Source organism: Bradyrhizobium sp. MI1.10 (assembly GCF_055811035.1).
Window position 1 is genome coordinate 78,957 of the sequence record NZ_JBVVPN010000012.1, and the last position, 23,714, is coordinate 102,670.

Here is a 23,714-nt window from a genome sequence, read left to right on the forward strand (position 1 = left end):
AGAGGCGGCTTGATATGACGGCGATCGATCCCACGCTCCGCGCCACCAAGACGACCTGTCCGTATTGCGGCGTCGGCTGCGGCGTGCTGGCGACGCCAGACGGCAAGGGCGGCGCGGCGATCGCGGGCGATCCCGATCATCCTGCCAATTTCGGCCGGCTGTGCTCCAAGGGCTCGGCGCTCGGCGAGACCGTCGGGCTCGAAAGCCGGCTGCTCTATCCGATGATCCGCTGCAAGGGCGTGCTCGAACGCGTCGCCTGGAGCGATGCGCTCGATCACGTCGCCCACCGCATGCAGCACATCGTCGCTCGCGACGGCGCCGACGCGGTCGCATTCTATCTCTCGGGCCAACTGCTGACCGAGGACTATTACGTCGCCAACAAGCTGATGAAGGGCTTTGTCGGCACGGCCAACGTCGACACCAATTCGCGGCTCTGCATGTCGTCCTCGGTCGCCGGCCACCGCCGCGCCTTCGGCGCCGACACCGTACCCGGCTGCTACGAGGATCTCGATCAGGCCGATCTTCTGGTATTCGTCGGCTCGAATGCCGCCTGGTGCCATCCCGTGCTGTTCCAGCGCATGTTGAGGAACCGGCAGGAGCGCGGCGCCCGCATGATCGTGATCGATCCGCGCCGCACCGACACCGCGACCGACGTCGATCTGTTCCTGGGTCTGAAGCCCGGCACCGACACGGCGCTGTTTTCCGGCCTGTTCGTTCACCTCGCCGACAATGGTGCGCTCGATCAGGACTACATCGCGCAAAACACGTCGGGCTTTGACGACGCTCTGGCGCGCGCCCGCAGCATTGCCGGCAGCGTCACCGCGACCGCACTGGCGACCGGCCTTTCCGAGCAGGACGTTGCGACCTTCTTCAAGATGTTCCGTGACACGCCCCGCGTCGTCACGCTGTACTCGCAAGGTGTCAACCAATCGGCGCAGGGCACCGACAAGGTCAACGCGATCTTGAACTGCCATCTCGCAACGGGGCGCATCGGCAAGCCGGGTGCCTCGCCGTTCTCGCTCACCGGCCAGCCCAACGCGATGGGCGGCCGTGAGGTCGGCGGCCTCGCCAATCAGCTCGCTGCGCACATGAACTTCACGCCGCCGGACATCGATCGCGTGCGGCGGTTCTGGAAGGCGCCGCGCATCGCCACCCATGAAGGGTTGAAGGCGGTGCAGCTGTTCGAAGCCATCAACCGCGGCGAGGTCAAGGCGCTATGGGTGATGGGCACCAACCCCGCGGTGTCGCTGCCCGATGCCGACTTCGTGCGCGAGGCGCTGAAGAAGCTCGAGCTGTTCGTGGTCTCCGAGAACGTGCTCTCCAACGACACCGTCGAGGCCGGACCGCACGTGCTGCTGCCCGCGCTCGCCTGGGGCGAGAAGTCGGGCACCGTGACCAATTCCGAGCGCCGGATCTCGCGCCAGCGCTCGTTCCTGCCGGCGCCCGGCGAGGCGCGGCCGGACTGGTGGATCCTGAGCGAAACCGCAAAGCGCCTCGGCTTCGGCGACAGCTTTAATTACAAATCCGCAGCCGACATCTTTCGCGAGCACGCCGCGCTCTCCGCGTTCGAGAACGATGGCAGCCGCGACTTCGACATCGGCGCGCTGACCTCGCTGTCGGACGAGGCGTTTGACGCCTTGAAGCCCGTGCAGTGGCCCGCGCGCCAGGGCGAGGCGCCCGGCGAGCGCTTCTTCGCGGCGGGCGGGTTCTTCACCAATGACGGCAAGGGCCGCTTCGTCGCGCCGGAGATGCCGGCGCTGCGTGGCGAGACCGGACCGTCGCGGCCGCTGCGGCTCAACACCGGGCGCATCCGCGACCAGTGGCACACCATGACGCGCACGGGCCTCAGCCAGCGGCTCAGCGCGCATCTGCCCGAGCCGTTCGTCGAGATTCATCCCGATGACGCCAACAAATACAACATCGTCCACGACGGCTATGCCCGCATCACCACCGACTATGGCCAGTGCATTCTGAAGGCCGTCGTCAGCGACCGCCAGCAGCGCGGCACGCTGTTCGCGCCGATCCACTGGAGTGCAATGAACGCCTCGCACGGTCGGGTCGGGGCGTTGGTCGCACCGTTCACCGATCCGTTCTCGGGGCAGCCGGAGTCCAAGGCGACACCGGCCGCGATCGTGCCTTATGAATACGTCTTCCGCGGCTTTGCGTTATCGCGCAAGCAGCTGGAGCTGCCGTCGAATCTGATGTGGACCCGCGTCACTGTTGCCGGCGGCTTCGGCTATCTCTTCGCCGACAATGCGGATCTGTCGCGCTGGCCGGCCTGGCTCGAAGGCGTTGCCGGCGAGGACGTCGCCGACTATCGCGACTTCGGCGGCGGCGTTTATCGCGCAGCGTCGTTTGCGGGCGACCGCATCGAAACCTGCCTGTTCGTCGGCCCCGCGCATGACGCCGGCGACTGGGAAGTGGTGAAGAGCCTGTTCGTGGCCGACAATGTCACCGACGAGCAGCGGCGCATGCTGCTGTCTGGCAAGTCGAGCGAGGGCGCGGCTTCGACCGGCCCCGTCGTCTGCGCCTGCTTCGGCGTTGGCCGCGGCACCATCTGCGACACCATCGCCGCAGGCGCGCGCACGGCCGCCGAGATCGGCGCAAAGCTCAAGGCCGGCACCAATTGCGGCTCCTGTATCCCCGAGCTGAAGCGCCTGATCGCGACCACCGAGGTGGCACCGGCGATGCAGGCCAAGCGTGCGGGCGCGGCGGGGTAGGGGCGCTTTCTCGGTCGTCGCCGAATACTCCGCCATCATCGCCCGGCTTGACCGGGCGATCCAGTACGCCGAGACGCCGGTGATCAAGCGGAGAGGCCACGGCGTACTGGATTCCCCGCCTTCGCGGGGAATGACAGCGAGGGCGGGGCGCTATGCCTCGGCCCAATCGACGTCCCCGCGATTGTGCCCTATGGTGCCGCGCTCTCCCATCAACAACGACAAAAACAACAATGATGTACCTGGAAACGCCGCCGCGCCTGATCGAAACCAGGCTCTTTTCCGCCATGCCCGACAAATTCCGCCGCAAAGGCGAGCGGACGGATTGGGCCGATGCCAACCGGCCGGGTGTGCCGACGGACTCCTTCATCGAAGGGCCATCGTTCGACAGGGACGGCAATCTCTACATCGTCGACATTCCTTTCGGGCGGATCTTCCGCATTGCGCCTGACGGCGAGTGGTCGCTGGCGATCGAATATGAGGGCTGGCCGAACGGGCTGAAGATCGCGGCGGACGGCCGCATCCTGGTCGCCGACTACAGGCACGGCATCATGGAGTTCGACGCCAACGCGGGGCGCATGGCGCCGTTGCTGACCTCGCGCAACTCGGAATCCTTCCGCGGCTGCAACGACCTGCACCTCGCGTCCAACGGCGATATCTATTTCACCGACCAGGGTCAGACCGGCCTGCATGACCCGAGCGGCCGCGTCTATCGCCTGACGCCAGGCGGCCGGCTGGATTGCCTGATCGACACTGGAATCAGTCCGAATGGTCTGGTGCTGGATCCAACCGAGACCGTGCTGTTCGTCGCGATGACGCGCGACAACGCAGTGTGGCGGCTGCCGTTCATGAAGGACGGCAGTGTCTCGAAGGTCGGCCGCTTCTGTTCGCTGTTCGGTACCAGCGGCCCCGATGGCTTGACCATGGATGCCAAGGGCCGTCTGTTCGTCGGCCACGCATCGCTCGGCCATGTCTTCGTGTTCGCGCCCAACGGCGAATTGATCGCGCGGGTGAAGTCGTGTGCCGGGCCGAACTGCACCAATGTCGCGATTGGTGGCGCGAACAAAGATCAGCTCTACATCACGGAATCTGCGACCGGTAGCGTACTGGTCGCTGACATCGGCGGATTGAACTCTTGAGCTCGATGGCGGTTGCCTGAGCGAACGAGTGGTATCGGAGCAAATATGAACACGAACCCCTTCGGCAAAACCGGCGCCAGCGTCTCTGTCATCGGGCAGGGCACCTGGTATCTCGACCACGGCGATCGCAAGCGCGCGATCGCGGCGCTTCAGCGCGGGCTCGATCTCGGCATGACCCACATCGACACTGCCGAGATGTATGGCGACGCCGAGCTCGTCATTGCCGATGCGATCGCGGGGCGACGCGACGAGGTGTTCCTCGTGTCAAAGGTGCTGCCGAGCAACGCCTCGCGCCGCGGAACCATCACCGCCTGTGAGCGCTCGCTGAAGCGGCTGAAGACGGATCGGCTCGACTGCTATCTGCTGCATTGGCGCGGCTCGTATCCGCTGGAGGACACTGTGGCCGCGTTCGAGGAACTGGTGAAGGCCGGCAAGATCAAATCCTGGGGTGTCTCCAATTTCGATGCCGATGATCTCGACGAGATGCTCGACGCTGCCGGCGAAGGCCGCATCGCCTGCAATCAGGTGCTCTATCATCTGAGGGAACGCGCGATCGAGCACGCGGTGATCCCGTGGTGCGAACAGCATGGTGTCGCCGTGGTCGCCTACTCGCCGTTCGGCCACGACGATTTCCCTGCGAGCAACAGCAAGGGCGGTGTAGTGCTGGCGCGCATCGCGGAGGCGCGTCGCGCAACGCCGCGCCAGATCGCGCTGAGCTTCCTCACCCGTGCGACTACGGTGTTCGCCATCCCGAAGGCGTCGTCCGCGGAACACGCCGGCGAAAATGCCGCGGCCGGCGATCTCGTGCTGACGAAAGACGAGATCGCGGCGCTCGATGCGGCGTTTCCGCGCGGTCCGAAGCCGCGCGGTCTGCCCATGCTGTAGTGCACAAACGCCTATTCTTAATGGAGTCTTGACGCGCGCGGACGTGAGCGCATATCGGCATCCTGTTTTCGGAAGTTGTGAAAGCGGCGCAATTATCGTTTTTAACGATCATTCCCGATTCGCATCTCCTAGGTTCCAGCCGTGACCCCGCCGCCCGCCGCAGCCGCAAGGCTCGACAGTATTCCCATGTCCATGCCGGAAAAGAAGCCGCAGGCGCGCCGCGCGCCGGCGCGCGTCGATCATCCCTTCAAGGGCATCGCGCTGGTGCTGCTGTCGACGATCTTTCTCGGCTGCTCCGATGTCACCGCGAAATATTTGTCGTCGAGCCTGCCGTCGATCGAGATCACCTGGATCCGCTTCGTAACGTTCGCGCTGATGTTCACGCCGGTAATGCTGCCGGGCTCGCCGCTTCATGCCATGCGCACCGAGCGCCTCGGCCTGCAGCTGATGCGCGGCGCGGCATTGCTCGGCTCTTCGCTGTTCTTCATCACCGGCCTGAGCTTCCTGCCGATCGCGGAAGCGTCCGCGACCGGGTTCGTCTCGCCACTGTTCGTCACCGCGCTCTCGATCGTGTTTCTGAGCGAGAAGGTGGGCATGCGCCGCTGGATCGCCACCGCGATCGGCTTGACGGGCGTGATGATCATCCTGCGCCCGGGCTCCAGCGCGTTTCACGCCGCCGCGTTCTTCCCGATCGTCTCGGCGTTCTGCTGGGCTGCGGCGCTGATCCTGACGCGCATGATGAGCGGGCGCGAAGCCGTCCTCACCACCATGGCCTATTCGGCGCTGACGGGCGTTGCGATCCTCTCCCTGATGGTACCATTCGTCTGGGTCACGCCGACCTGGACCGCGATCGGGCTTGGCATCGTGATCGGCGTCGCCTCCACCGTCGGCCAGTGGATCATCGTCCTGGCCTATCGCTACGGCGATGCCTCGGTGCTGGCGCCGTTCTCCTACACACAGTTGCTCTGGGTCAGCATTTTGGGCTTCTTCCTGTTCGGCGAAGTGCCTGATGTCTGGACCGTCACCGGTGCAGCCTTCATCGTCGCCAGCGGCCTCTACATCGCCCATCGGGAGCGCATCCGTCGCGCCCAGCTCCTGATCATGGAAGAGCGTTCCCCGAACCCCTGACGCAAGTTCACGCGTCCGCTTCGTGCTATCAATGGCTCCAACAAGCCGGGAGGAGCCGAATGCGCGCTGCGATTTTCAGGAACGGTGAGATTGTCGTCGATCGGATGGCGGAGCCAAAGCCCGGCCCCGGCCAGGTGCTGGTCAAGACGCTCGCCTGCGGCATCTGCGGCTCTGACCTGCACGCGCGCCAGCACGCCCATCGCATGGTGGAGATGGCGCGAAAGAGCGGCCGCAAGCCGATGGACCTCGCCCGCGACGTCGTGTTCGGCCATGAGTTCTGCTGCGAGATCGTCGATTTCGGCCCGGGCACTGTGCGCAAGCTCAAGCCGGGCACGCGCGTGTGCTCGCTGCCGGCCCTCGTGACGCCGCAGGGCATCGAGGGCATCGGCTATTCCAACGAAAATATTGGCGGCTATGCCGAGGCGATGCTACTGAGCGAAGCGCTGCTGCTCGAGGTACCCAACGGTCTCGCGCCGGAGCATGCCGCGCTCACCGAACCGCTCGCGGTCGGCGTTCACGCCGTCGCCAAGGCCAATATCCGAGGCGGCGAAGTGCCGCTCGTGATCGGCTGCGGCCCGGTCGGGCTCGCGGTGATTGCGGCGCTGAAGCTCAAGGGCCTGCATCCGATCGTCGCGGCCGACTATTCGCCGGCGCGGCGCGCGCTTGCGGCAAAACTCGGCGCCGATATCGTCGTGGATCCAAGGGTGTCGCAGCCCTATGCGATCTGGGCCGAGCATGCGCAAATGTCGGACGAGGAAAAGGCGGCGCGCCCGCCGTTCCAGGCGATGCTGCCCGCGCTGAAGCCCGCGATCATCTTCGAATGCGTCGGCGTGCCTGGTCTGTTGCAGCAGGTGTTCGAAGGCGCGCCGCGCGATGCCAGGATCGTCGTGGTCGGCGTCTGCATGGAGACCGACAGGAGCGAGCCCATGCTCGGCATCATGAAGGAGCTCAACGTTCAGTACGTGCTCGGCTACACGCCGGACGAATTCGCAGCTTCGCTGCGCCTGATCGCGGAAGGGAAGGTGGATGCGGCTGCGATGGTGACGGCCGAGATCGGCATCGACGGCGTCGCAAAGGCCTTCGCCGATCTCGCCAACCCTGAGGCGCACACCAAGATCATCGTGCAGCCGTGGCGGTGATGCCTCACACCGGCAGCGCGATCGAATATTTCACCTGGCTGAGCGCGAAGCTCGACTCGATCGAGGCGATGCCGTCGAGCCGGGTCAGCTTGGTCTTGAGGAAGGTCTCGTAGGAGGCGAGGTCGGCTGCGACGACGCGCAAAAGATAGTCGCGGTTGCCGGTCATCAGGTAGCATTCCAGCACCTCGTCCCATTTCGAGATCGCGCGCGCGAAGCGGTTGAGGTCCTCCTCCTTCTGCCGCGCCAGCTTGATCGAGATGAAGACGCTGACATGCAGCCCCAGCGCCTTCTGGTCGACGGTCGCGATGTAGCGCGAGATGACGCCGCGTTCCTCGAGCAGTTTGACCCGGCGATGGCAGGGCGACACCGACAGCCCGACCTTATCGGCCAGCTCCTGCATGGTCAGCCGGCTGTCGTTCTGGAGGTAGCTGAGGATTTTTCGGTCGATGGCGTCGAGGGCGGGCATTGGGATGAACCTGTCGTTTTTACCGATCGATTGGTAAGATATCCCAATATGGGCTGGTACTGCGCGAAAAATTGAGAAGTTTGGCGCTTCCGGCAGGGGTATCATCGGCACCTGTTTTCCGGGAGCATTGCCATGCCCGTTGATATCGCCCGCCTCGACACATTGACCGCGCTCGCCCGCAAGGCGCTGTGGCTGTCGTCATGGACCATCCATCACGCCAACCACGTCCGCGCGAACGCGGACGGCCTCAAGGTTGGGGGACATCAGGCCTCGTCGGCCTCGCTCGCAACCATCATGTCGGCGCTGTATTTCCACGTGCTGAAGCCCGAAGATCGCGTCGCGGTGAAGCCGCATGCGAGCCCGGTGTTCCACGCCATCCAGTATCTGTTCGGCCGGCAGAGCCGCGAGAAGCTGGAGAATTTTCGTGGCTTCAAGGGCGCGCAGTCCTATCCCTCGCGCACCAAGGACGTCGACGACGTCGATTTCTCCACGGGCTCGGTCGGCCTCGGCGTCGCGCAGACGCTGTTCGCCTCGCTGGTGCAGGACTACGTCAAGGCACATGGCTGGATGAAGGATCGCCGCGAAGGGCGGATGATTGCGCTGGTCGGCGACGCCGAGATGGACGAGGGCAACATCTTCGAGGCGCTGGCGGAAGGCTGGAAGCACGGCCTGCGCAACACCTGGTGGGTGGTCGACTACAACAGGCAGTCGCTGGACGCCGTCGTCCGCGAAGGCCTCTGGGAAAAGTTCGAGACCGTATTCCGCAATTTCGGCTGGGACGTGGTGATCGTGAAATACGGCCGCCTGATGCGCGAGGCCTTTGCCGAAGCTGGCGGCGAGGCGTTGAAGCGCTGGATCGACAATTGCCCGAACGCGCTCTACGCCGCCTTGTGTTTTCAGGGCGGCGCGGCGTTCCGCAAACATCTTCACGATGAGATCGGCGATCAGGGCCCCATCACCAAACTGATCGACAAGCGCAGCGACGACGAATTGCTGGCGCTGATGTCGAACCTCGGCGGCCATGATATGGCGAGCATGCTGGATGCGTTCGAATCCATCGATCACGATCGCCCGGTCTGCTTTATCGCCTACACCATCAAGGGCGTCGGCCTGCCGTTCCAGGGCCACAAGGACAACCACGCCGGCCTGATGACAGTCGCGCAGATGGAGAAATATCGCGACAGCCAGAACATCCGGCCCGGACACGAATGGGACAGATACGAGGGTCTCGCGCAAAGTCCTGCCGAGCTCGACGCCTTCCTCGCGGGCGTGCCGTTCAACCAGGACGGCCGCCGGCTCACCGCGCCTGTGATCGAAGTGCCGTCGCAGCTCGCCTTCAAGCCGGCGCCGCAGATGTCGACCCAGCAGGGTTTTGGGCTGGTGCTGAACGAGATCGCGCGCGGCGACAGCGAGCTTGCCAGGCGCATCGTGACGACGTCGCCTGACGTCACCGTCTCGACCAATCTCGGTCCGTGGGTGAACCGGCGCGGCCTGTTTGCGCGCGGCGAGAAGGCGGACTTATTCCGCAGCGAGAAAATTCCATCCACCTTCAACTGGGACTTCTCGCCCAAGGGCCAGCATCTCGAACTCGGCATCGCCGAGATGAACCTGTTCATCATGCTCTCGGCGCTCGGCCTGTCGCACCAGATCAACGGCGAGCGGTTGCTGCCGGTCGGCACGCTCTACGATCCCTTCATCGAGCGCGGTCTCGATGCGCTGAACTATGCATGCTACCAGGATGCCCGCTTCATGGTGGCGGCAACGCCGTCGGGCATCACGCTGGCACCCGAAGGCGGCGCGCACCAGTCGATCGCAACGCCTTTGATCGGCATGGCGCAGGACGGCCTCGCCTCGTTCGAGCCTGCCTTCGTCGACGAGCTCGCCGTGATCATGGGGTGGGGTTTCAACCACATGCAGCGCGATCCGGGCGAGGGCGGCTCGGTCTATTTGCGGCTCTCGACGCGCTCGATCGAGCAGGCGCAGCGGATCATGACGCCGGAGCTCGCGCAGGGCATCACCGACGGCGCCTATTGGCTGCGCAAGCCGGGCCCCAATGCCGAAGCCGTCATCGCCTATACCGGCGCAGTTGCGCCGGAAGCGATCGAAGCGACCGGCTTCATCGGCGAGAGCCGGCGCGACATCGGCCTGCTCGCGATCACGTCCGCAGATCGTCTGCATGCGGGGTGGACCGCCGCACGGAAATTGCGCCGGGATCGGCGCGGCGTGCAGCATCTCAGCCACATCGAAAAACTGCTCGCGCCGCTGCCGCGCGACTGCGGCATCGTGACCGTGATCGACGGACATCCGGCGGCGCTCGGCTGGCTCGGCAGCGTCCGCGGCCATCGCGTCGAGGCACTCGGCGTCGAGCAGTTCGGCCAGACCGGCACCATCGCCGACCTCTACCGCCACTACGGCATCGACGCCAACGCCATCATCGATGCGGCCGAAAGCCTCACCACCGGCGCGCCGGTGTTGCATCGGAAGATGGCTGTGTAGTTCGTCATCCCGGCCTAGCGCGCAATGGGCACTAGGCCGGGATGACATCGTGAGTGAGGCGAGACCTTGCCACCCCTCCGCCATCGGCTCATATAACCTCCGTCCGCCGCAATGCTGGCCCCGCATATGGCGGGTTCAATTGCCGGCGCTTTCGTGCAAGGATGCCTGCCGAAACGCCCCCTCCAAGCCCCCAAGAAGAGGTTCACTATGGTCAATCGCATGCAGTTCTACATCGACGGCGCCTGGGTCGATCCCGCCGTCAAGAAGTCCACCGCCGTGGTCAATCCGGCGACGGAAGAGGCGATGTACGAGGTTGCGCTGGGCTCCAAGGCCGACGTTGATAAAGCCGTTGCCGCCGCCAAGCGCGCGTTCGTGACGTTCTCCCAGACCAGCCGTGACGAGCGCGTCGCGCTGCTCACCAAGGTCATCGAGATCTACAAGGGCCGCCTCAAGGAGATCGGTGCTGCCGTCTCCGACGAAATGGGTGCGCCGCTGCCGATGGCGGAGAAGCTGCAGGCCGGCGCTGGTCTCGGCCACCTCATGACCACGCTCGACGTGCTCAAGAACTATCATTTCGAGGAACCGGTCGGCACCGCCATGGTGCTGCGCGAGCCGGTCGGCGTGGTCGGCATGATCACGCCCTGGAACTGGCCGCTCAACCAGATCGCCTGCAAGGTCGCGCCCGCGCTTGCCGCCGGCTGCACCATGATCCTGAAGCCGTCGGAGTTCACCCCGACCTCGGCGCTGATCTTCGCGCAAATCCTGCATGAAGCCGGCGTGCCGAAGGGCGTATTCAATCTCGTCAACGGTCTCGGCCCCGAGGTCGGCGCCGCCATGAGCGAGCATCCCGATATCGACATGATCTCCTTCACCGGCTCGACCCGCGCCGGCATCGACGTGGCCAAGCGCGCCGCACCGACCGTGAAGCGCGTCAGCCAGGAACTCGGCGGCAAGTCGCCGAACGTCATTCTCGAAGGCGCCGACCTCACGAAGGCGGTGACCGGCGGCGTGATGCACATGTTCAACAACTCCGGCCAGTCCTGCAACGCGCCCTCGCGCATGATCGTGCCGGCCTCGAAGATGAAGGAAGTCGCCGCGATCGCGAAGGCGGTCGCCGACAAGACCAAGGCGGGCGATCCGCGCGCCGAAGGCACCACCATTGGTCCGGTGGTCAACCGCGGCCAGTGGGACAAGATCCAGGGCCTGATCAAGAAGGGCATCGATGAGGGCGCAACGCTCGTCGCCGGCGGCCCCGGCCTGCCCGAAGGCGTCAACAAGGGCTTCTATGTCCGTCCCACCATCTTTGCCGACGTCACCCCCGACATGACGATTGCGCGTGAAGAGATCTTCGGACCGGTGCTCACCATCATCGGCGCCAAGGACGAAGCCGAGGCCGTGCACATCGCCAACGACACGCCCTATGGGCTTGCCGGCTACGTCACGGGTGCTTCCGTCGAGGACGCCAAGCGCGTCGGCCGGCAGATCCGCGCCGGCAACGTCAATCTGCAGGGCGTGCCCAACGACCGCTCCGCGCCGTTCGGTGGCTACAAGCAGTCCGGCAACGGCCGCGAATGGGGCAAGTACGGCCTCGAGGACTTCCTCGAAGTGAAGGCGGTTGCGGGCTTCAACGCGGCGTAGGCTATATCGCCTGGGTAAACAAAACGCCGGAGCGGGAAACCGCTCCGGCGCTTTTCGTTCCGTCATTGCGAGCGAAGCGAAGCAATCCAGAATTTTTCCGAGGGTGCAGTCTGGATTGCTTCGTCGCAAGAGCTCCTCGCAATGACGAGGAGAGAGTTGGGGAGCCTATCCCCCCACCGCGCCCTGCGTGTTCACATATAGCGCGTAGATCGACTGGCTCGCCGCCATGAACAGGCGGTTGCGCTTGACGCCGCCGAAGCAGAGATTGGCGCAGCGCTCGGGCAGCGCGATGCGGCCGATCATGACGCCGTCGGGCGCGAACACCACGACCCCGTCGAGCTCGGGATCGCCCATGCCCCAGCCGCACCAGAGATTGCCGTCGATGTCGCAGCGCATGCCGTCCGGCGTGCCAGGACCTGCGTCGATGTGGACGCGCTTGTTGGAGATCGTGGTGCCGTCAGGCGAGACGTCATAAGCAAGAATCTTGCGGTTCGGCACGCCGCGCGATTCCACGACGTAGAGGATTTTCTCGTCCGGCGAGAAGCACAGCCCGTTCGGCCCGAGCACGCCTTCGGCAACGATGGTCGCCTTGCCGGTCGCGGGATCGAACCTGTAGACGTTCGGCTCGATCTCGGGCTCGGCCTTGTAGCCCTCGTAATTGCCGAGCAGGCCGAAGGTGGGATCGGTGAACCAGACCGCACCGTCCGACTTCACCACGACGTCGTTTGGCGAGTTGAGCTTCTTGCCGCCGAACGAGTCCATCAGCACGGTGATGCTGCCGTCATATTCGGTGCGGGTGACACGTCGGCCGCCATGCTCGCAGGTGACGAGCCGGCCCTGGCGATCCCTAGTGTTGCCATTGGCGAAATTGGAGGGCTTGCGGAACACCGAGACCGCACCGGTCTCCTCTTCCCATTTGACGATGCGTTGGTTCGGAATGTCGCTGCACAACAAGTAACGACCATCGCCGACCCACACTGGACCCTCGGCCCAGCGCAGGCCGGTCGTCAGCCGCTCTACCGCCGAGAGTTTTAGCCAGTATTTTTCGAAGCGGGGATCGAGTGCCTTTATCGCCGGATCGGGATAGTAGCTCGCCGGCCGCCAGCCTGGCCGCTCCTGGGGATAGGACGATGCCTCATTCATGTCGGTTCTCTCGTTTCGTTCCCTCTGGACAATCCTGCTATCATCAGAGACATGTGACCGCAAATTGGTTGCCAAAGGCGAGGAAAGACATGCCGCGTATCTTGATGACGGGAGCTTCGGGCGGGATCGGAACGCGCCTGCGGAAACTGCTGCCGCCGATCTATCCGGACCTGCTGCTCTCTGATATCCGCCCGCCGAAGGACCTCGGCGCGAACGAGCAATTCAAGGCGGCGGATCTCTCTGACCTGGCGCAGTGCGAGGCGATCTGCGAGGGCGTCGACGGCATCATCCATTTCGGCGGCTATTCGGTCGAAGGTCCCTGGAACGACATCCTCCAGGCCAACATCATCGGCGGCTACAATCTGTTCGAGGCCGCGTATCGCAAGGGCGTCAAGCGCGTGGTGTTCGCCTCCTCGAACCATGCCGTCGGATTCTATCCGCGCCACCACAAGATCGGCACCGATGTGACCCCGCGCCCCGACGGCCGCTATGGCGTCAGCAAGGTGTTCGGCGAAGCGGTCGGCGCGCTCTATGCCGACAAGCATGGCCTGAAGGTGACTTGCCTTCGCATTGGCAATTTCGGCGACGTGCCGCTGGACCTTCGCCGGATTTCGATCTGGCTGAAGCCGGAAGATTTGGTGCAGCTCTGCCAGATCGGGCTCGAGCATCCCGACATTCATTTCGAGATCTTCTACGGCGTGTCCCTGAACGAGCGCGCCTGGTGGGACAACCACCGCGCCTACGAGTTCGGCTACCGCCCCACCGGGCGCTCCGAGGACCACGTGGCGCACGCGATGGCGGAGCAAGCCAAGCTGAAGCCTGATCCGGTCGGCGATTACTATCAGGGCGGCGCGTTCTGCAGCACCGAGTTCGACGGCGACACAAGTCGGATCATCGATTGGAATAAGCGGTAGGAGCGCATTCGCAAATCTAGGGCGTCGGAATCGACGCCCTAGACAACGCGTTTGCCGGCTTGGGCCGCGATGGGCCTCTGCACGAAATACATCAGGATCAAGGAAATCACCGCCGTCGTCACGACGACGTATCCCAGCCGGTCGAAATGCCGGAGCGTACCGTCGGCGTCCTGCGCGATCAGCGCGGCGGCGAGCACGGAGCCGAGCCCGCCGGAGAGCTGTTGCAGCGACGCGCCGACCGCGCTGAAGGAGCCGCGTTGCGCCGGCTCGGGGATTGCGGAAATCAGCGCCTGCGACGGAATCATGCGGGAGAAGATGCCGACGAACATCAGCACGTTGACCAGGATCGCGACCGTCAGGCTCACCTCGCCGAGATGGGTGTAGATCAGCACCATGACGATGGACATCGCGCTGCCGAAGACGAAGGTCGGGTATTTGCCGAAGGCATCGCTCGCGCGTCCCACCAGCGGGCCGATGACAATGCTGAACAGGCCGGAGACGAGATAGATCGTCGGCAGATGCACGATGTCGATGCCGAGATTGTGCACGGTGTAGGCGCTGCCGAACGGCATCAGCATGTAGCCGCCGGTCGCCAGCAGGGTCGTCACCGAGAAAGCCATCCAATAACGCGGCTGAGAGACCGTTGCGATCAGATGCCGGAACGGGTTTCGATCCTGCTTAAGCCCGAGATGGCCGTTCACGGGCTTCATCACGAACATCACGGCGGTCATCCCGATCACCGAAAGGCCGACCAGCGCGCCGAACGCGACGTGCCAGTTCCACTGGTTGGCGAGGAAAAGGCCGGCTGGGATGCCCAGCACCTGGCTTGCAGCGAAGGCGGTTTGCACGAAACCCATGACGCGGCCGCGCAATTGCAGCGTAAACAGATCGGTGACGATGGCGAGCACGACCGAGCCGATCACGCCGCCGAACAGGCCGGTCACGATCCGCCCCAGCAGCAACAGATGATAGTTGGGCGCGATCGCGCACAGCGCCGTGCCGAGGGTGAAGCCGGCGTAGAAGAACAACAGCAGCCGTTTGCGGTCGAACCGGTCGGCAAAGCCGGCCGCCAGGATGCCGGAAATTCCCGCGCTGAACGCATAGGCCGAGACCGCCACGCCGAACTGAGCGGCCGAAATATCGAGCGCCGGCATCATGATGGCGCCGAGCGGCGACATGATCATGAAATCGATGATGATCGTGAACTGGACCAGCGCCAGCAGCGCAACGAGGATCGTCTGGTAGCGCGTAAAACCGCGGGATCGCTCCTGCGACTCGACGATCGGCTCGGTCAGGGTTTGTTCGGTCATGGCATTTCATTCGGGAGGGAATACGGGGAAGAACGTGCGATTCGCGGCTGGACGCCGGTCCTATCTATTTCCGACGGCGCGCTATTTCGATGGGTTGACAAAAGGTTTTGATGTCCATCACGCCCGCGGTGGCCCCCGGTTCATTGAGGACGAGCGCATGCGGGGGCCGAGCTTTGGCTTGGCCGCCCTGCCCATTGATCCAGGTCAACCTTGCCTTCGGCATTTGGTTCTCGATCTGCGCGATCGCATTTCGGCAACCGGTGCCGCGATCACGGTTCGATTGCGGCGGCGAGAGTCAGAACAATGAAAATCAAATTGCCAGCCGTCGTACTGCTAGCGCTGATCATGTCGGCCCCGGCGCGAGCCGCGATGCTCAGCGACGCCGAGGCGACGTTTCTCGACCAGCTCGTCACCGCGTCCGCGGTGCTCGAACAACGATGCGTCGGCTACGAGGTCAATGGTGCCGGCAGTGTCCAGCTCGGCGCCCGACTTCTCGGCAGCACGGATGCCGCGATGGCGATGATCGACGCCTATGCGGCAGCCATCAAGGCCCGCGACGGCGAAAACTACGATGCCGGTAAATTCCGCATCGAGGTGTCCGACGCGGCCGCCAAAACGTTCAGGCGCATCCGAGCGCAGTTGATCAACGACCCGAAAGCGGCCTGCGCCGACTACGGTGATACCAGCGTGGAGCGCGGCCTGCTAAGACGGTACTGAACCTGCGACTTGGCTTGCCATGGCCTAACGGGCGCACGCGCTAGCGCTCGGCCTCACCCGCAATCCGCGCCAGATAATCCTTCTTGCTGAACTGCATATGATCGACGCAGAGCTGGGCCAGCGCCCAGCTGTCGCGGCCTTTCAACAGCTCGATCATCAGCTCGTGCTGGCGCCGTGATTGCGCCAGGCCGTCTCGGTCGGCGAGATTCTTGGCGCGCATCGGCAGCGTCAGGTTCATGTAGTCCTGCAGCGAGCGCACCAGATACGGATTTCCGCAGGCCGAGAACAGCGCGAGGTGGAAGGCGTCATTGGCTTCATGGATGCCGCGCAGGTCCTGCAAATCCGCTCGCGCGCAATATTGCCGCTGCAATCCGGAGAGCTCGTCGATCAGGCCTTGCTGTGCGGGCAGGGGGATCATCAGCGCCGCCTGCCGGGTCAGCATCTCCCGGACCTCGTAGATCTGCCGGACCTCTTCGGCCGAATAGAACCGCACGGTGGCGCCGACATTCTTCTCACGGCGGACGATGCCGCGGCGCTCGGCATCCACCAGCGCCTGGCGCACGAAGTGCCGCGAGGTGCCGTAAGCCGACATCAGCGCGTCCTCGGTCAGGCGCGCGCCGGGCGCGAGGCGGCCGAAGATGATGTCCTCCTCGAGCCGCGCGACGATGTCGTCCGGATCGTCGCGCCGGACCATCGTGGCATCTGCGGTGTGAGTGTCGGACATGCCCTCGGCCTCCCGGCGCTCGGCCGGTCCGTCCTGTGGAGCAGGGAAGGCTTGGATTGTCAATAATCTGGTCATCACCGGGGCGTCGACGGCCAAAATAGCAGGTTTGACGTCTGTCTTATTGACAATCAAGGGGCAGGCTGTACGACAATGACCCGGTAATGGGAGCGGTATGATGACGAGTGGGTTGCGCAAAGGGCTGACAAGCTATGGCGATGCCGGCTTCTCGCTGTTCCTGCGCAAGGCGTTCATCAAGGCCATGGGCTATTCCGACGACGCGCTGGAGCGCCCGATCGTCGGCATCACCAACACCTATAGCGACTACAATCCCTGCCACGGCAACGTCCCGCAGATCATCGAGGCCGCCAAGCGCGGCGTGATGCTGTCGGGCGCGATGCCGTTCGTTTTCCCGACCATCTCGATCGCCGAAAGCTTTGCGCATCCGACCTCGATGTATCTGCGTAATCTGATGGCGATGGACACCGAGGAGATGATCCGCGCCCAGCCGATGGATTCGGTGATCGTCATCGGCGGCTGCGACAAGACACTGCCGGCGCAGGTGATGGCCGCAATCAGCGCCGATCTGCCGACGGTGGTCATTCCCGTTGGCCCCATGGTGGTTGGTCATCACAAGGGCGAGGTGCTGGGCGCTTGCACCGATTGCCGCCGTCTCTGGGGCAAGTATCGCGCCGGCGAAATGGATGACATTGAGATCGAGGCGGTCAACGGCCGTCTCGCGCCGTCGGTTGGCACCTGCATGGTGATGGGCACGGCCTCCACCATGGCCTGCATGATCGAGGCCATGGGTCTGTCGCTGCCGATGAGCGCGACGATCCCCGCGCCGCATGCGGAGCGCTTTCGGCTCGCCGAAGCGAGCGGCAGGGTGGCCGCCGAGATGGCCAAGACCAAGGGTCCGAAGCCGAGCGAGGTGCTGACGCCTGCATCTTTTAGGAATGCCCAAGTCGTGCTCCAGGCGATCGGCGGCTCGACCAACGGCCTGATTCATTTGACCGCGATGGCACATCGCTCGCCGCACCGGCTCGACCTCGGCGTGTTCGACCAGATCGGCCGCGAGGTGCCGGTGCTGATCGATCTCAAGCCGTCCGGCGAGCATTACATGGAGCATTTCCATCACGCCGGCGGCGTGCCGAAACTGCTGGCGCAGCTTGGTGACCTCGTCGATCTCGACGCGAAGACCATCACGGGCGAGAGCCTGCGCGATGTCGCCGCCAACGCGGAACACGTACCCGGCCAGGACGTGATCCGCGCGCGCGACAATCCGATCAAGAAGGAAGGCGGCCTCGCCGTCCTGCACGGTAACCTCGCCCCGCGCGGCGCGGTGATCAAGCAGTCAGCTGCAAGCCCAAAACTGTTGCAGCACACCGGACGTGCCGTGGTGTTCGAATCCGTCGAGGATATGACGCTGCGGGTTGACGATCCCGATCTCGACGTCACCGCCGATGATGTGCTGGTGCTGCGCAATGCCGGGCCCAAGGGCGCGCCCGGCATGCCCGAGGCGGGCTATCTGCCGATCCCGAAGAAGCTCGCGCGTGGCGGCACCAAGGACATGGTGCGCATTTCCGACGCGCGTATGAGCGGCACCGCGTTCGGCACCATCGTGCTGCACATCACGCCGGAATCCGCCGTCGGCGGGCCGCTGGCGCTGGTGAAGAACGGCGACATGATTCGGCTCGACGTCGCCAAGCGCAGCATCGAGCTGCTGGTCGATGCGGCCGAGCTGGAACGGCGCCATGCCTTATTGAAGCCGGCAGCCGCTCCCGACGAGGCGCGGCGCGGCTATGCCTGGCTGTTCAACGAGACCATCATGCAGGCCGACGAGGGCTGCGATTTCGATTTTATGCAGAGAACTGGGAAGAAGACGGATAAGGGGTGACCAACCACCCGAACGAACGCTTAGACCGCTAAAGCGGCGAGCGATAAAACAGGGGGAAACGATGATTGCACGATCCATGCTTGGGCTGGCGGCAACGGCCGCTGTTCTCTTCGTAACGAGCGCGTCGGCACAGGAGGTGAAGCATTATCGCTTCGCCTATGACCAGCCGCGCAACACCGGCTATTCGATCGCGGGCGACCTCTTTGCCGAAAAGCTCAAGGAATTGAGCAAAGGCACCATGATCATCGACCAGTATCCGGGCGCGCAGCTCGGGCAGGAGCCGCAGGTGCTCCAGCTCGTGAAAGCGGGCGACGTCGAATTTGCGATCATCTCCTCGGCGAACACCGCGACGATCTCGCCGCAAGCGGGCGTGATGTCGTTGCACTTCCTCTTCCGCGACGAGAACCACGTGGTCAAGGGCCTGGCCGATCCAAAAGTGTTCGCGGCGCTCAAGACCATGATCGACGAGACCACGCAGGGTTTGCATGTGATCGCGACCGGTTCGCAGGGCGTGCGCCACATGTACTCCAAGAAGGAGATCCATAACGTCGGTGACATCAAGGGCCTGAAGATCCGGGTGCAGGCGACCGCGACCGAGGACACCATGTTCCCGGCCTACGGCGCCCAAACCGTGCACATGCCGTTCGGGAGCGTCTACACGAGCTTGCAGACCGGCGTCGTCGACGTCGCCGAGAACAGCATCAACGTCTACCTCGTTAACAAGCACTACGAGGTCGCGCCGGTCCTGAACATCACCGAGCACGAGGCCAACAACGCGCTGGTGTTCATCTCCGACAAGCTCTGGCAGAGCCTGTCGGCGGAGCAGAAGGGCTGGGTGCAGGCGGCGGGGAACGAGGTCAGCTCCAAGGAGCCGCAGAAGGCCTTCGACCTCGAACGCACCGCGGCGGAGAAGCTCAAGAAGATGGGCGTGAAGATCGTCGACAACGTCGACAAGAAGAGCTTCACGGCGGTCGCCGATCCCTATCTCGACAAGCTCGCCAAGGAGCTCGGCCCGCACGCCGAGAAGATCAAGGATTTGATCCGCTCGATCAATTGACGTGATGCCGAAAGACGGTGCGCTCCCTCTCCCGCCTGCGGGAGAGGGTAGGGGAGAGGGTGTCTCCGCGGAGAGACTCCCGATGAGGAGAGAGCCCTCACCCGGCGCTTCGCGCCGACCTCTCCCGCAAGCGGGAGAGGTTCAGAAAACCCGCAGCCGGGAGCAACAATGCCCATCGCCGAAAAACTGCTGGTGCAACGCCAACGCCACCTCAAATGGCGCGGGCTCGACTGGCTCGAACTCGCGCTGATGATCCTTTGCGGCGTGCTCTGCTTCGGCTTCTCGCTGTCGGTGACCGCCGACATCGTCACCCGCACCATCGGCCATCCCTGGCTCTGGCTCCAGGAAGTGACCTCGACATTGTTCATCTACGCCATCTTCGTCGGCACAGCGGCTGCGACGCGGCGCAACGACCACCTCTATCTCACCGCGATCTCCGAGGCGATGCACGGCACGCCGCGTCTGATCGTCGAGATCATCATCCGGATCGTGGTGCTTGGCGTCGCCTTCTGCCTGATCGTGTACGGCTATCAGAACTATCTTCGCGGCTTCGGCAGTTTTCGCCTGCCGTCGGGCACGCCGATCGCCTCGCTCTACGCGATCATTCCGCTGTCGGGCGTGCTGATCGGCCTGTTCACCATCGAGCAGCTCGTCAACGGCGTGCGCAACGGCTTTGACCACCCCGAGCCGCCCGAAGAGGATGACGGGGCGCCTGTCATCACCGACGCGCAGATGAGGGCGCAGCCGTGAGCGCACCCATTGTTCTGGCGTTGATGACGGTCTGCTTCCTGTCCTTCGGCTATCTCGGCGTGCCCGTGCCGTTCTCGCTGATGGCCGGCGTCTTCATCGGCGCGCTGCTGTCGGACGTCTCGCTCGCCGCGATCATCCAGAAGATCTTCGACGGCGTCGATTCCGAGGCACTGCTGGCGATCCCCTTCTTCCTGCTGGTCGGCGAGCTCATGAGCTCGGCCAATGTGGTGGTCCGGATAGCCAACCTCTCGGTGTCCCTGGTGGGGCATATCAGAGGCGGCCTCTCGCAGGTCGTGGTCGTCTTCAGCATGTTCTTCTCGGAAATGTCGGGCTCGACCACCGCTGACGTCGCCGTGATGAGCCGCGCGCTGGGCGGCCCGATGAAACGCGAGGGCTATGAGCCCGCCTTCATCGCCGCGATCATCGCGTCGGCCTCGACCATCGCCGCGCTGGTGCCGCCGAGCATCACGGCCGTGGTCTATGGCGCCGTCGGCAACGTCTCGATCGCCGGCCTGTTCATGGCAGGCGTCGTGCCGGGCCTGATGATCGGCTTCGGGTTGATGATCTATTGCTATTTCTTCGGCCCGTCCGGCCTGCGCAAGCCGCGCGCGCCGCTGCGGCAGGTGGTGTTCGCGGCCGGCGATGCGGCGCTACCGCTGATGATCCCAGTGATCCTGTTAGGAGGCATTCTGACCGGCTGGTTCACGCCGACGGAAGCCGGCGTCGTTGCGGTGGTCTGGATTGTCGCGGTCGTGATCCCCGCGCTCAACCGCGGCCATATCAGGAAGATTCCGTACGATTTCTGCCTTGCGGGCCTGATCTTCTCGCTGCCGCTGATCACGATCGGCGCCGCCAATGCGTTCGGCTGGATGCTCGCCTATTTGCGCGGTGCAAGCTACATCGCCGAAGTCATCACCTCGATCGCCGGCAACGATCCGCATTTGATCATGCTGCTGATGGTGCTGCTGTTCACGATCGTGGGCGATTTCATCGAGCCGGTGCCGACCATCATCATCTTCATGCCGCTGGTCAACACGCTGACGGAAGCCGGCGACATCAACGCCGTGCATATGGGCGTGGTGCTGATCGCCACGCTCGCCTTCGGCCTGATCACGCCGCCTTATGGCCTGGTGCTGCTGATGGCCTCGAAATTCGTCGGCGTCAGTTTCGCAAAGGCGCTACGCGCCGCGTTGCCGATCTATCTGGTGTTCCTCGGGACGATCGCGTTTGCGATCTATTTCCCGAGCGTGGTGCTGTGGCTGCCGCGGCAAGTGCTGCCGGAATCGGTCGGCTGCTTCAAGTCGCCGGCGGGGACTGGGTACATCTGTCCCAAGTAAGCCTGCTTGAGTGAACGCTACTTGCTCTTGCTGGTGAATTTCTTCACGGCGGTTCGAAACTCCTCCGTGTTCATGGCCATGATGATCTTGTGCTCCTCGGCGTCGAGCTGCTGCTTCACCGACGTCGTGGCGGCCTGGTAGACCAGCGATTTGGTGCCGGCAATCGCGGCGATCGGGTTCTGCGCCAGACGCTCGGCGAGGGTTCGCGTTGCCGCCTTCAGCTCGGCGGCGGGAACTAGCTTCGCAACCAGGCCCCATTCATGGGCCTGCTGCGCGGTAAAATTATCCTCGGCCAGGAAAATCTGCAGCGCGCGGCGGGAGCCGACCGTGTTGACGATGCCGACCGTAGATCCGCCATCCGGCGACACCCCGATCTTGGCATAAGCCGGCGTGAATTTGGCATCCTCCGCGGCGATGCAGAGATCGGTGACGAAGGCGAGGCCCATGCCGGCGCCGGCCGCCGAGCCGTGCACGCTCGACAGCGAGACCTTCGGCATGCGCCGGATGATCTCGATGAAGGCATGATAGTGCTTCAATAGCTCGCCGACGACAGGCGTCACCGTATTGGCCTCGGCCGCGGCACCGATCGTCTGCAGATCGCCGCCGGCCGAGAAGGCGCGGCCTTCGCCCTCAATCACCAAAACCCTGATGCCATCGTCGCCCTCGAGATAGGCCGCGAGCTGTTCGAGCTTTTGCGCAATCGCCAGATTGATCGAGTTGAACGCGGCGGGGCGGTTCAGCGTGATGGTCGCGATCGGGCCGTCGATCCGCAGCAAGGCGGGATCATCGGGCTGGGAGACGGGAGCAGGCATCTGAGTAATCCCCGGCATGAGGTCGTTCGTGCGACTAAATCGCAGAAGGCGAGGGGTGACAATCCCTGCCAGCCGCCCTTGCGCAAGCCGGAACGATAGGTTCAAATGGGCCTGCCTTCGTCAGGGACGGACACGAGCGCCGGCTCCTCCTGGGCAAGCAAGCCAAAATCAGCGAGAGAGGAGACGACATGGGTGACGCTCGTGTCTTGCGGAAATGGGCTGTCCAATGACCGATGGCCCGGTGATCATTGTCGGTGCCGGCCATGGCGGCTACCAGGTCGCGGCATCCCTGCGCCAGGCGGGCTTTTCCGCTGCTATCTGCCTGATCAACGACGAGGCGCATCTGCCCTATCAGCGGCCGCCGCTGTCCAAGGCCTACATCAAGGGCGCGGCCGGGCCGGAGAGCCTGATGTTCCGGCCGGAGAAATTCTACCAGGACCAGACCATCGAGCTGGTGGCGGACCGCGCCGTGTCGATCGACCGCGCGGGGCGCAAGGTGCTGCTCGCCTCGGGTAGGACGCTGCCCTATGGCCACCTCGTGCTGGCGACCGGCGCGCGCAACCGGCTGCTCGATCTGCCCAATGCGAACCTTCCCGACGTGAAATATTTGCGCATCCTCGACGACAGCGAGGCGCTGCGGAAGATCATGCCCTCGAAGACGCGGGTGGTCGTGATCGGCGCGGGATTCATCGGCCTCGAATTCGCGTCCACCGCGCGCATCAAGGGCCTCGAGGTCGACGTGCTCGAACTCGCCCCGCGCGTGATGGCGCGCGCGGTGACGGCGGAGGTCTCGGAGTATTTTCAGGCGCGGCATCGCGAGGCCGGCATCCGCATTCACCTCGGCGTGCAGGCAACGTCCATCGAGGCTGAGGGCGGCAAGGTCACCGGCGTCTCCTTGAGCGACGGAAGGCATCTGCCGGCCGATCTCGTCGTGGTCGGCGTCGGCGTGCTGCCGAACATCGAGCTTGCGGCGGAGGCGGGGCTGCCGGTCGCCGCCGGTATCATCGTCGACGAATATCTCGCGACGGCCGATCCCGATATCTCGGCGATCGGCGATTGCGCGCTGTTCAACAGCCCGCGCTTCGGCGGATCGCAGCGGCTGGAATCGGTGCAGAACGCCACCGATCACGCGCGCTGCCTCGCGGCGCGGCTGACCGGCGACCGCAAGGCCTATGACAGCCATCCCTGGTTCTGGAGCGACCAGGGCGAGGACAAGCTCCAGATCGCGGGCCTCACCACCGGCTACGACCGCGTCGTGCTGCGCGGCGATCCCGGCAAGAAGGCGTTCTCGGCGTTCTGCTACAAGGGCGACAGTCTGCTCGGCATCGAATCGGTCAACCGTGCCGGCGACCACATGTTCGGCCGCCGCCTGTTCGGCCTGGATCGCTCGATCACGCCGGAGCAGGCCGCCGACGAAAGTTTCGACCTGAAGGGCGCGCTGGCATGAG

19 protein-coding genes are annotated in these 23,714 nt (G+C 64.3%); 14 read left to right on the forward strand and 5 right to left on the reverse strand.

What is annotated here, in order from left to right; all coding sequences use genetic code 11:
* Positions 1–14 precede the first annotated feature (14 nt).
* The 5 genes from AC0L3K_RS14720 (at position 15) to AC0L3K_RS14740 (ending at position 7,008) form a co-directional block, all read left to right on the forward strand.
* The gene (locus AC0L3K_RS14720) at positions 15–2,720 is read left to right on the forward strand and encodes a nitrate reductase (RefSeq protein WP_354127751.1); all 2,706 of its coding nucleotides are present in this window, start codon (positions 15–17) and stop codon (positions 2,718–2,720) included.
* A 233-nt stretch (positions 2,721–2,953) separates the two neighbouring features.
* Positions 2,954–3,856 (forward strand): SMP-30/gluconolactonase/LRE family protein, encoded by a 903-nt coding sequence (locus tag AC0L3K_RS14725; protein WP_473366294.1) that lies wholly within the window; start codon positions 2,954–2,956, stop codon positions 3,854–3,856.
* A gap of 45 nt (positions 3,857–3,901) precedes the next feature.
* Positions 3,902–4,741 (forward strand): aldo/keto reductase, encoded by an 840-nt coding sequence (locus AC0L3K_RS14730; protein WP_007593941.1) that lies wholly within the window; start codon positions 3,902–3,904, stop codon positions 4,739–4,741.
* Between the two features lie 186 nt (positions 4,742–4,927).
* Complete coding sequence (locus AC0L3K_RS14735; RefSeq protein WP_199198311.1) at positions 4,928–5,869, forward strand: DMT family transporter; 942 nt, start codon at positions 4,928–4,930, stop codon at positions 5,867–5,869.
* 59 nt (positions 5,870–5,928) lie between these two features.
* Positions 5,929–7,008, forward strand: coding sequence for a zinc-binding dehydrogenase (locus AC0L3K_RS14740; protein WP_473366255.1), 1,080 nt, complete (start codon positions 5,929–5,931; stop codon positions 7,006–7,008).
* Positions 7,009–7,012: 4 nt separating this feature from the next.
* Here the strand turns inward: AC0L3K_RS14740 and AC0L3K_RS14745 are convergent, their stop codons facing one another.
* Positions 7,013–7,474, reverse strand: a complete 462-nt coding sequence (locus tag AC0L3K_RS14745; RefSeq protein WP_007593935.1) for an Lrp/AsnC family transcriptional regulator — start codon at positions 7,472–7,474, stop codon at positions 7,013–7,015.
* A 132-nt stretch (positions 7,475–7,606) separates the two neighbouring features.
* On the opposite strand from AC0L3K_RS14745, the gene AC0L3K_RS14750 reads away from it, so the two are divergent.
* Positions 7,607–9,970, forward strand: a complete 2,364-nt coding sequence (locus AC0L3K_RS14750; protein WP_473366256.1) for a transketolase — start codon at positions 7,607–7,609, stop codon at positions 9,968–9,970.
* Positions 9,971–10,177: 207 nt separating this feature from the next.
* Positions 10,178–11,608, forward strand: coding sequence for an aldehyde dehydrogenase family protein (locus AC0L3K_RS14755; RefSeq protein WP_007593931.1), 1,431 nt, complete (start codon positions 10,178–10,180; stop codon positions 11,606–11,608).
* A 165-nt stretch (positions 11,609–11,773) separates the two neighbouring features.
* Here the strand turns inward: AC0L3K_RS14755 and AC0L3K_RS14760 are convergent, their stop codons facing one another.
* Positions 11,774–12,751, reverse strand: coding sequence for an SMP-30/gluconolactonase/LRE family protein (locus AC0L3K_RS14760; RefSeq protein ID WP_473366257.1), 978 nt, complete (start codon positions 12,749–12,751; stop codon positions 11,774–11,776).
* An 89-nt stretch (positions 12,752–12,840) separates the two neighbouring features.
* Between AC0L3K_RS14760 and AC0L3K_RS14765 the strand changes: the two genes are divergently transcribed.
* Complete coding sequence (locus tag AC0L3K_RS14765) at positions 12,841–13,665, forward strand: NAD-dependent epimerase/dehydratase family protein (protein ID WP_473366258.1); 825 nt, start codon at positions 12,841–12,843, stop codon at positions 13,663–13,665.
* A gap of 38 nt (positions 13,666–13,703) precedes the next feature.
* On the opposite strand, the gene AC0L3K_RS14770 is transcribed toward AC0L3K_RS14765, so the two are convergent.
* Complete coding sequence (locus AC0L3K_RS14770; protein ID WP_473366259.1) at positions 13,704–14,975, reverse strand: MFS transporter; 1,272 nt, start codon at positions 14,973–14,975, stop codon at positions 13,704–13,706.
* 303 nt (positions 14,976–15,278) lie between these two features.
* Here AC0L3K_RS14770 and AC0L3K_RS14775 point away from each other — a divergent pair, with 303 nt between their 5' ends.
* Positions 15,279–15,692, forward strand: coding sequence for a hypothetical protein (locus AC0L3K_RS14775; protein WP_007593923.1), 414 nt, complete (start codon positions 15,279–15,281; stop codon positions 15,690–15,692).
* Between the two features lie 40 nt (positions 15,693–15,732).
* On the opposite strand, the gene AC0L3K_RS14780 is transcribed toward AC0L3K_RS14775, so the two are convergent.
* Entirely contained in the window at positions 15,733–16,416 is a 684-nt protein-coding gene (locus tag AC0L3K_RS14780; protein WP_473366260.1) for a GntR family transcriptional regulator, read from the reverse strand.
* Positions 16,417–16,591: 175 nt separating this feature from the next.
* Here AC0L3K_RS14780 and AC0L3K_RS14785 point away from each other — a divergent pair, with 175 nt between their 5' ends.
* From AC0L3K_RS14785 to AC0L3K_RS14800, 4 genes are all read left to right on the forward strand, one after another.
* On the forward strand, positions 16,592–18,310 hold the full coding sequence (locus tag AC0L3K_RS14785; protein ID WP_007593919.1) for an IlvD/Edd family dehydratase: 1,719 nt from the start codon (positions 16,592–16,594) through the stop codon (positions 18,308–18,310).
* 61 nt (positions 18,311–18,371) lie between these two features.
* A complete protein-coding gene (locus AC0L3K_RS14790) occupies positions 18,372–19,367 on the forward strand; it encodes a TRAP transporter substrate-binding protein (RefSeq protein WP_354163111.1) in 996 nt (331 codons plus the stop codon).
* A gap of 168 nt (positions 19,368–19,535) precedes the next feature.
* Positions 19,536–20,117, forward strand: a complete 582-nt coding sequence (locus AC0L3K_RS14795) for a TRAP transporter small permease (protein WP_007593915.1) — start codon at positions 19,536–19,538, stop codon at positions 20,115–20,117.
* The gene (locus tag AC0L3K_RS14800) at positions 20,114–21,454 is read left to right on the forward strand and encodes a TRAP transporter large permease (protein WP_219682719.1); all 1,341 of its coding nucleotides are present in this window, start codon (positions 20,114–20,116) and stop codon (positions 21,452–21,454) included. The genes AC0L3K_RS14795 and AC0L3K_RS14800 overlap by 4 nt, the downstream gene beginning before the upstream one ends.
* 17 nt (positions 21,455–21,471) lie before the next feature.
* On the opposite strand, the gene AC0L3K_RS14805 is transcribed toward AC0L3K_RS14800, so the two are convergent.
* Entirely contained in the window at positions 21,472–22,266 is a 795-nt protein-coding gene (locus AC0L3K_RS14805; protein WP_473366261.1) for an enoyl-CoA hydratase/isomerase family protein, read from the reverse strand.
* A gap of 226 nt (positions 22,267–22,492) precedes the next feature.
* On the opposite strand from AC0L3K_RS14805, the gene AC0L3K_RS14810 reads away from it, so the two are divergent.
* Positions 22,493–23,713 carry an NAD(P)/FAD-dependent oxidoreductase gene (locus AC0L3K_RS14810; protein ID WP_473366262.1) on the forward strand — a complete coding sequence of 407 codons (1,221 nt, stop codon included), beginning with the start codon at positions 22,493–22,495 and terminating at the stop codon, positions 23,711–23,713.
* Position 23,714 lies beyond the last annotated feature (1 nt).

What these genes read in the sequence shown, in the direction of transcription:
- AC0L3K_RS14720 (WP_354127751.1), top strand. Translation starts at nt 15, where the DNA reads ATGACGGCGATCGATCCCACGCTCCGCGCCACCAAGACGACCTGTCCG.
- AC0L3K_RS14760 (WP_473366257.1), bottom strand. Translation starts at nt 12,751, where the DNA reads ATGAATGAGGCATCGTCCTATCCCCAGGAGCGGCCAGGCTGGCGGCCG.
- AC0L3K_RS14730 (WP_007593941.1), top strand. Translation starts at nt 3,902, where the DNA reads ATGAACACGAACCCCTTCGGCAAAACCGGCGCCAGCGTCTCTGTCATC.
- AC0L3K_RS14770 (WP_473366259.1), bottom strand. Translation starts at nt 14,975, where the DNA reads ATGACCGAACAAACCCTGACCGAGCCGATCGTCGAGTCGCAGGAGCGA.
- AC0L3K_RS14775 (WP_007593923.1), top strand. Translation starts at nt 15,279, where the DNA reads ATGAAAATCAAATTGCCAGCCGTCGTACTGCTAGCGCTGATCATGTCG.
- AC0L3K_RS14810 (WP_473366262.1), top strand. Translation starts at nt 22,493, where the DNA reads ATGACCGATGGCCCGGTGATCATTGTCGGTGCCGGCCATGGCGGCTAC.
- AC0L3K_RS14785 (WP_007593919.1), top strand. Translation starts at nt 16,592, where the DNA reads ATGACGAGTGGGTTGCGCAAAGGGCTGACAAGCTATGGCGATGCCGGC.
- AC0L3K_RS14780 (WP_473366260.1), bottom strand. Translation starts at nt 16,416, where the DNA reads ATGTCCGACACTCACACCGCAGATGCCACGATGGTCCGGCGCGACGAT.
- AC0L3K_RS14750 (WP_473366256.1), top strand. Translation starts at nt 7,607, where the DNA reads ATGCCCGTTGATATCGCCCGCCTCGACACATTGACCGCGCTCGCCCGC.
- AC0L3K_RS14725 (WP_473366294.1), top strand. Translation starts at nt 2,954, where the DNA reads ATGTACCTGGAAACGCCGCCGCGCCTGATCGAAACCAGGCTCTTTTCC.
- AC0L3K_RS14790 (WP_354163111.1), top strand. Translation starts at nt 18,372, where the DNA reads ATGATTGCACGATCCATGCTTGGGCTGGCGGCAACGGCCGCTGTTCTC.
- AC0L3K_RS14755 (WP_007593931.1), top strand. Translation starts at nt 10,178, where the DNA reads ATGGTCAATCGCATGCAGTTCTACATCGACGGCGCCTGGGTCGATCCC.
- AC0L3K_RS14765 (WP_473366258.1), top strand. Translation starts at nt 12,841, where the DNA reads ATGCCGCGTATCTTGATGACGGGAGCTTCGGGCGGGATCGGAACGCGC.
- AC0L3K_RS14805 (WP_473366261.1), bottom strand. Translation starts at nt 22,266, where the DNA reads ATGCCTGCTCCCGTCTCCCAGCCCGATGATCCCGCCTTGCTGCGGATC.
- AC0L3K_RS14735 (WP_199198311.1), top strand. Translation starts at nt 4,928, where the DNA reads ATGTCCATGCCGGAAAAGAAGCCGCAGGCGCGCCGCGCGCCGGCGCGC.
- AC0L3K_RS14740 (WP_473366255.1), top strand. Translation starts at nt 5,929, where the DNA reads ATGCGCGCTGCGATTTTCAGGAACGGTGAGATTGTCGTCGATCGGATG.
- AC0L3K_RS14745 (WP_007593935.1), bottom strand. Translation starts at nt 7,474, where the DNA reads ATGCCCGCCCTCGACGCCATCGACCGAAAAATCCTCAGCTACCTCCAG.
- AC0L3K_RS14795 (WP_007593915.1), top strand. Translation starts at nt 19,536, where the DNA reads ATGCCCATCGCCGAAAAACTGCTGGTGCAACGCCAACGCCACCTCAAA.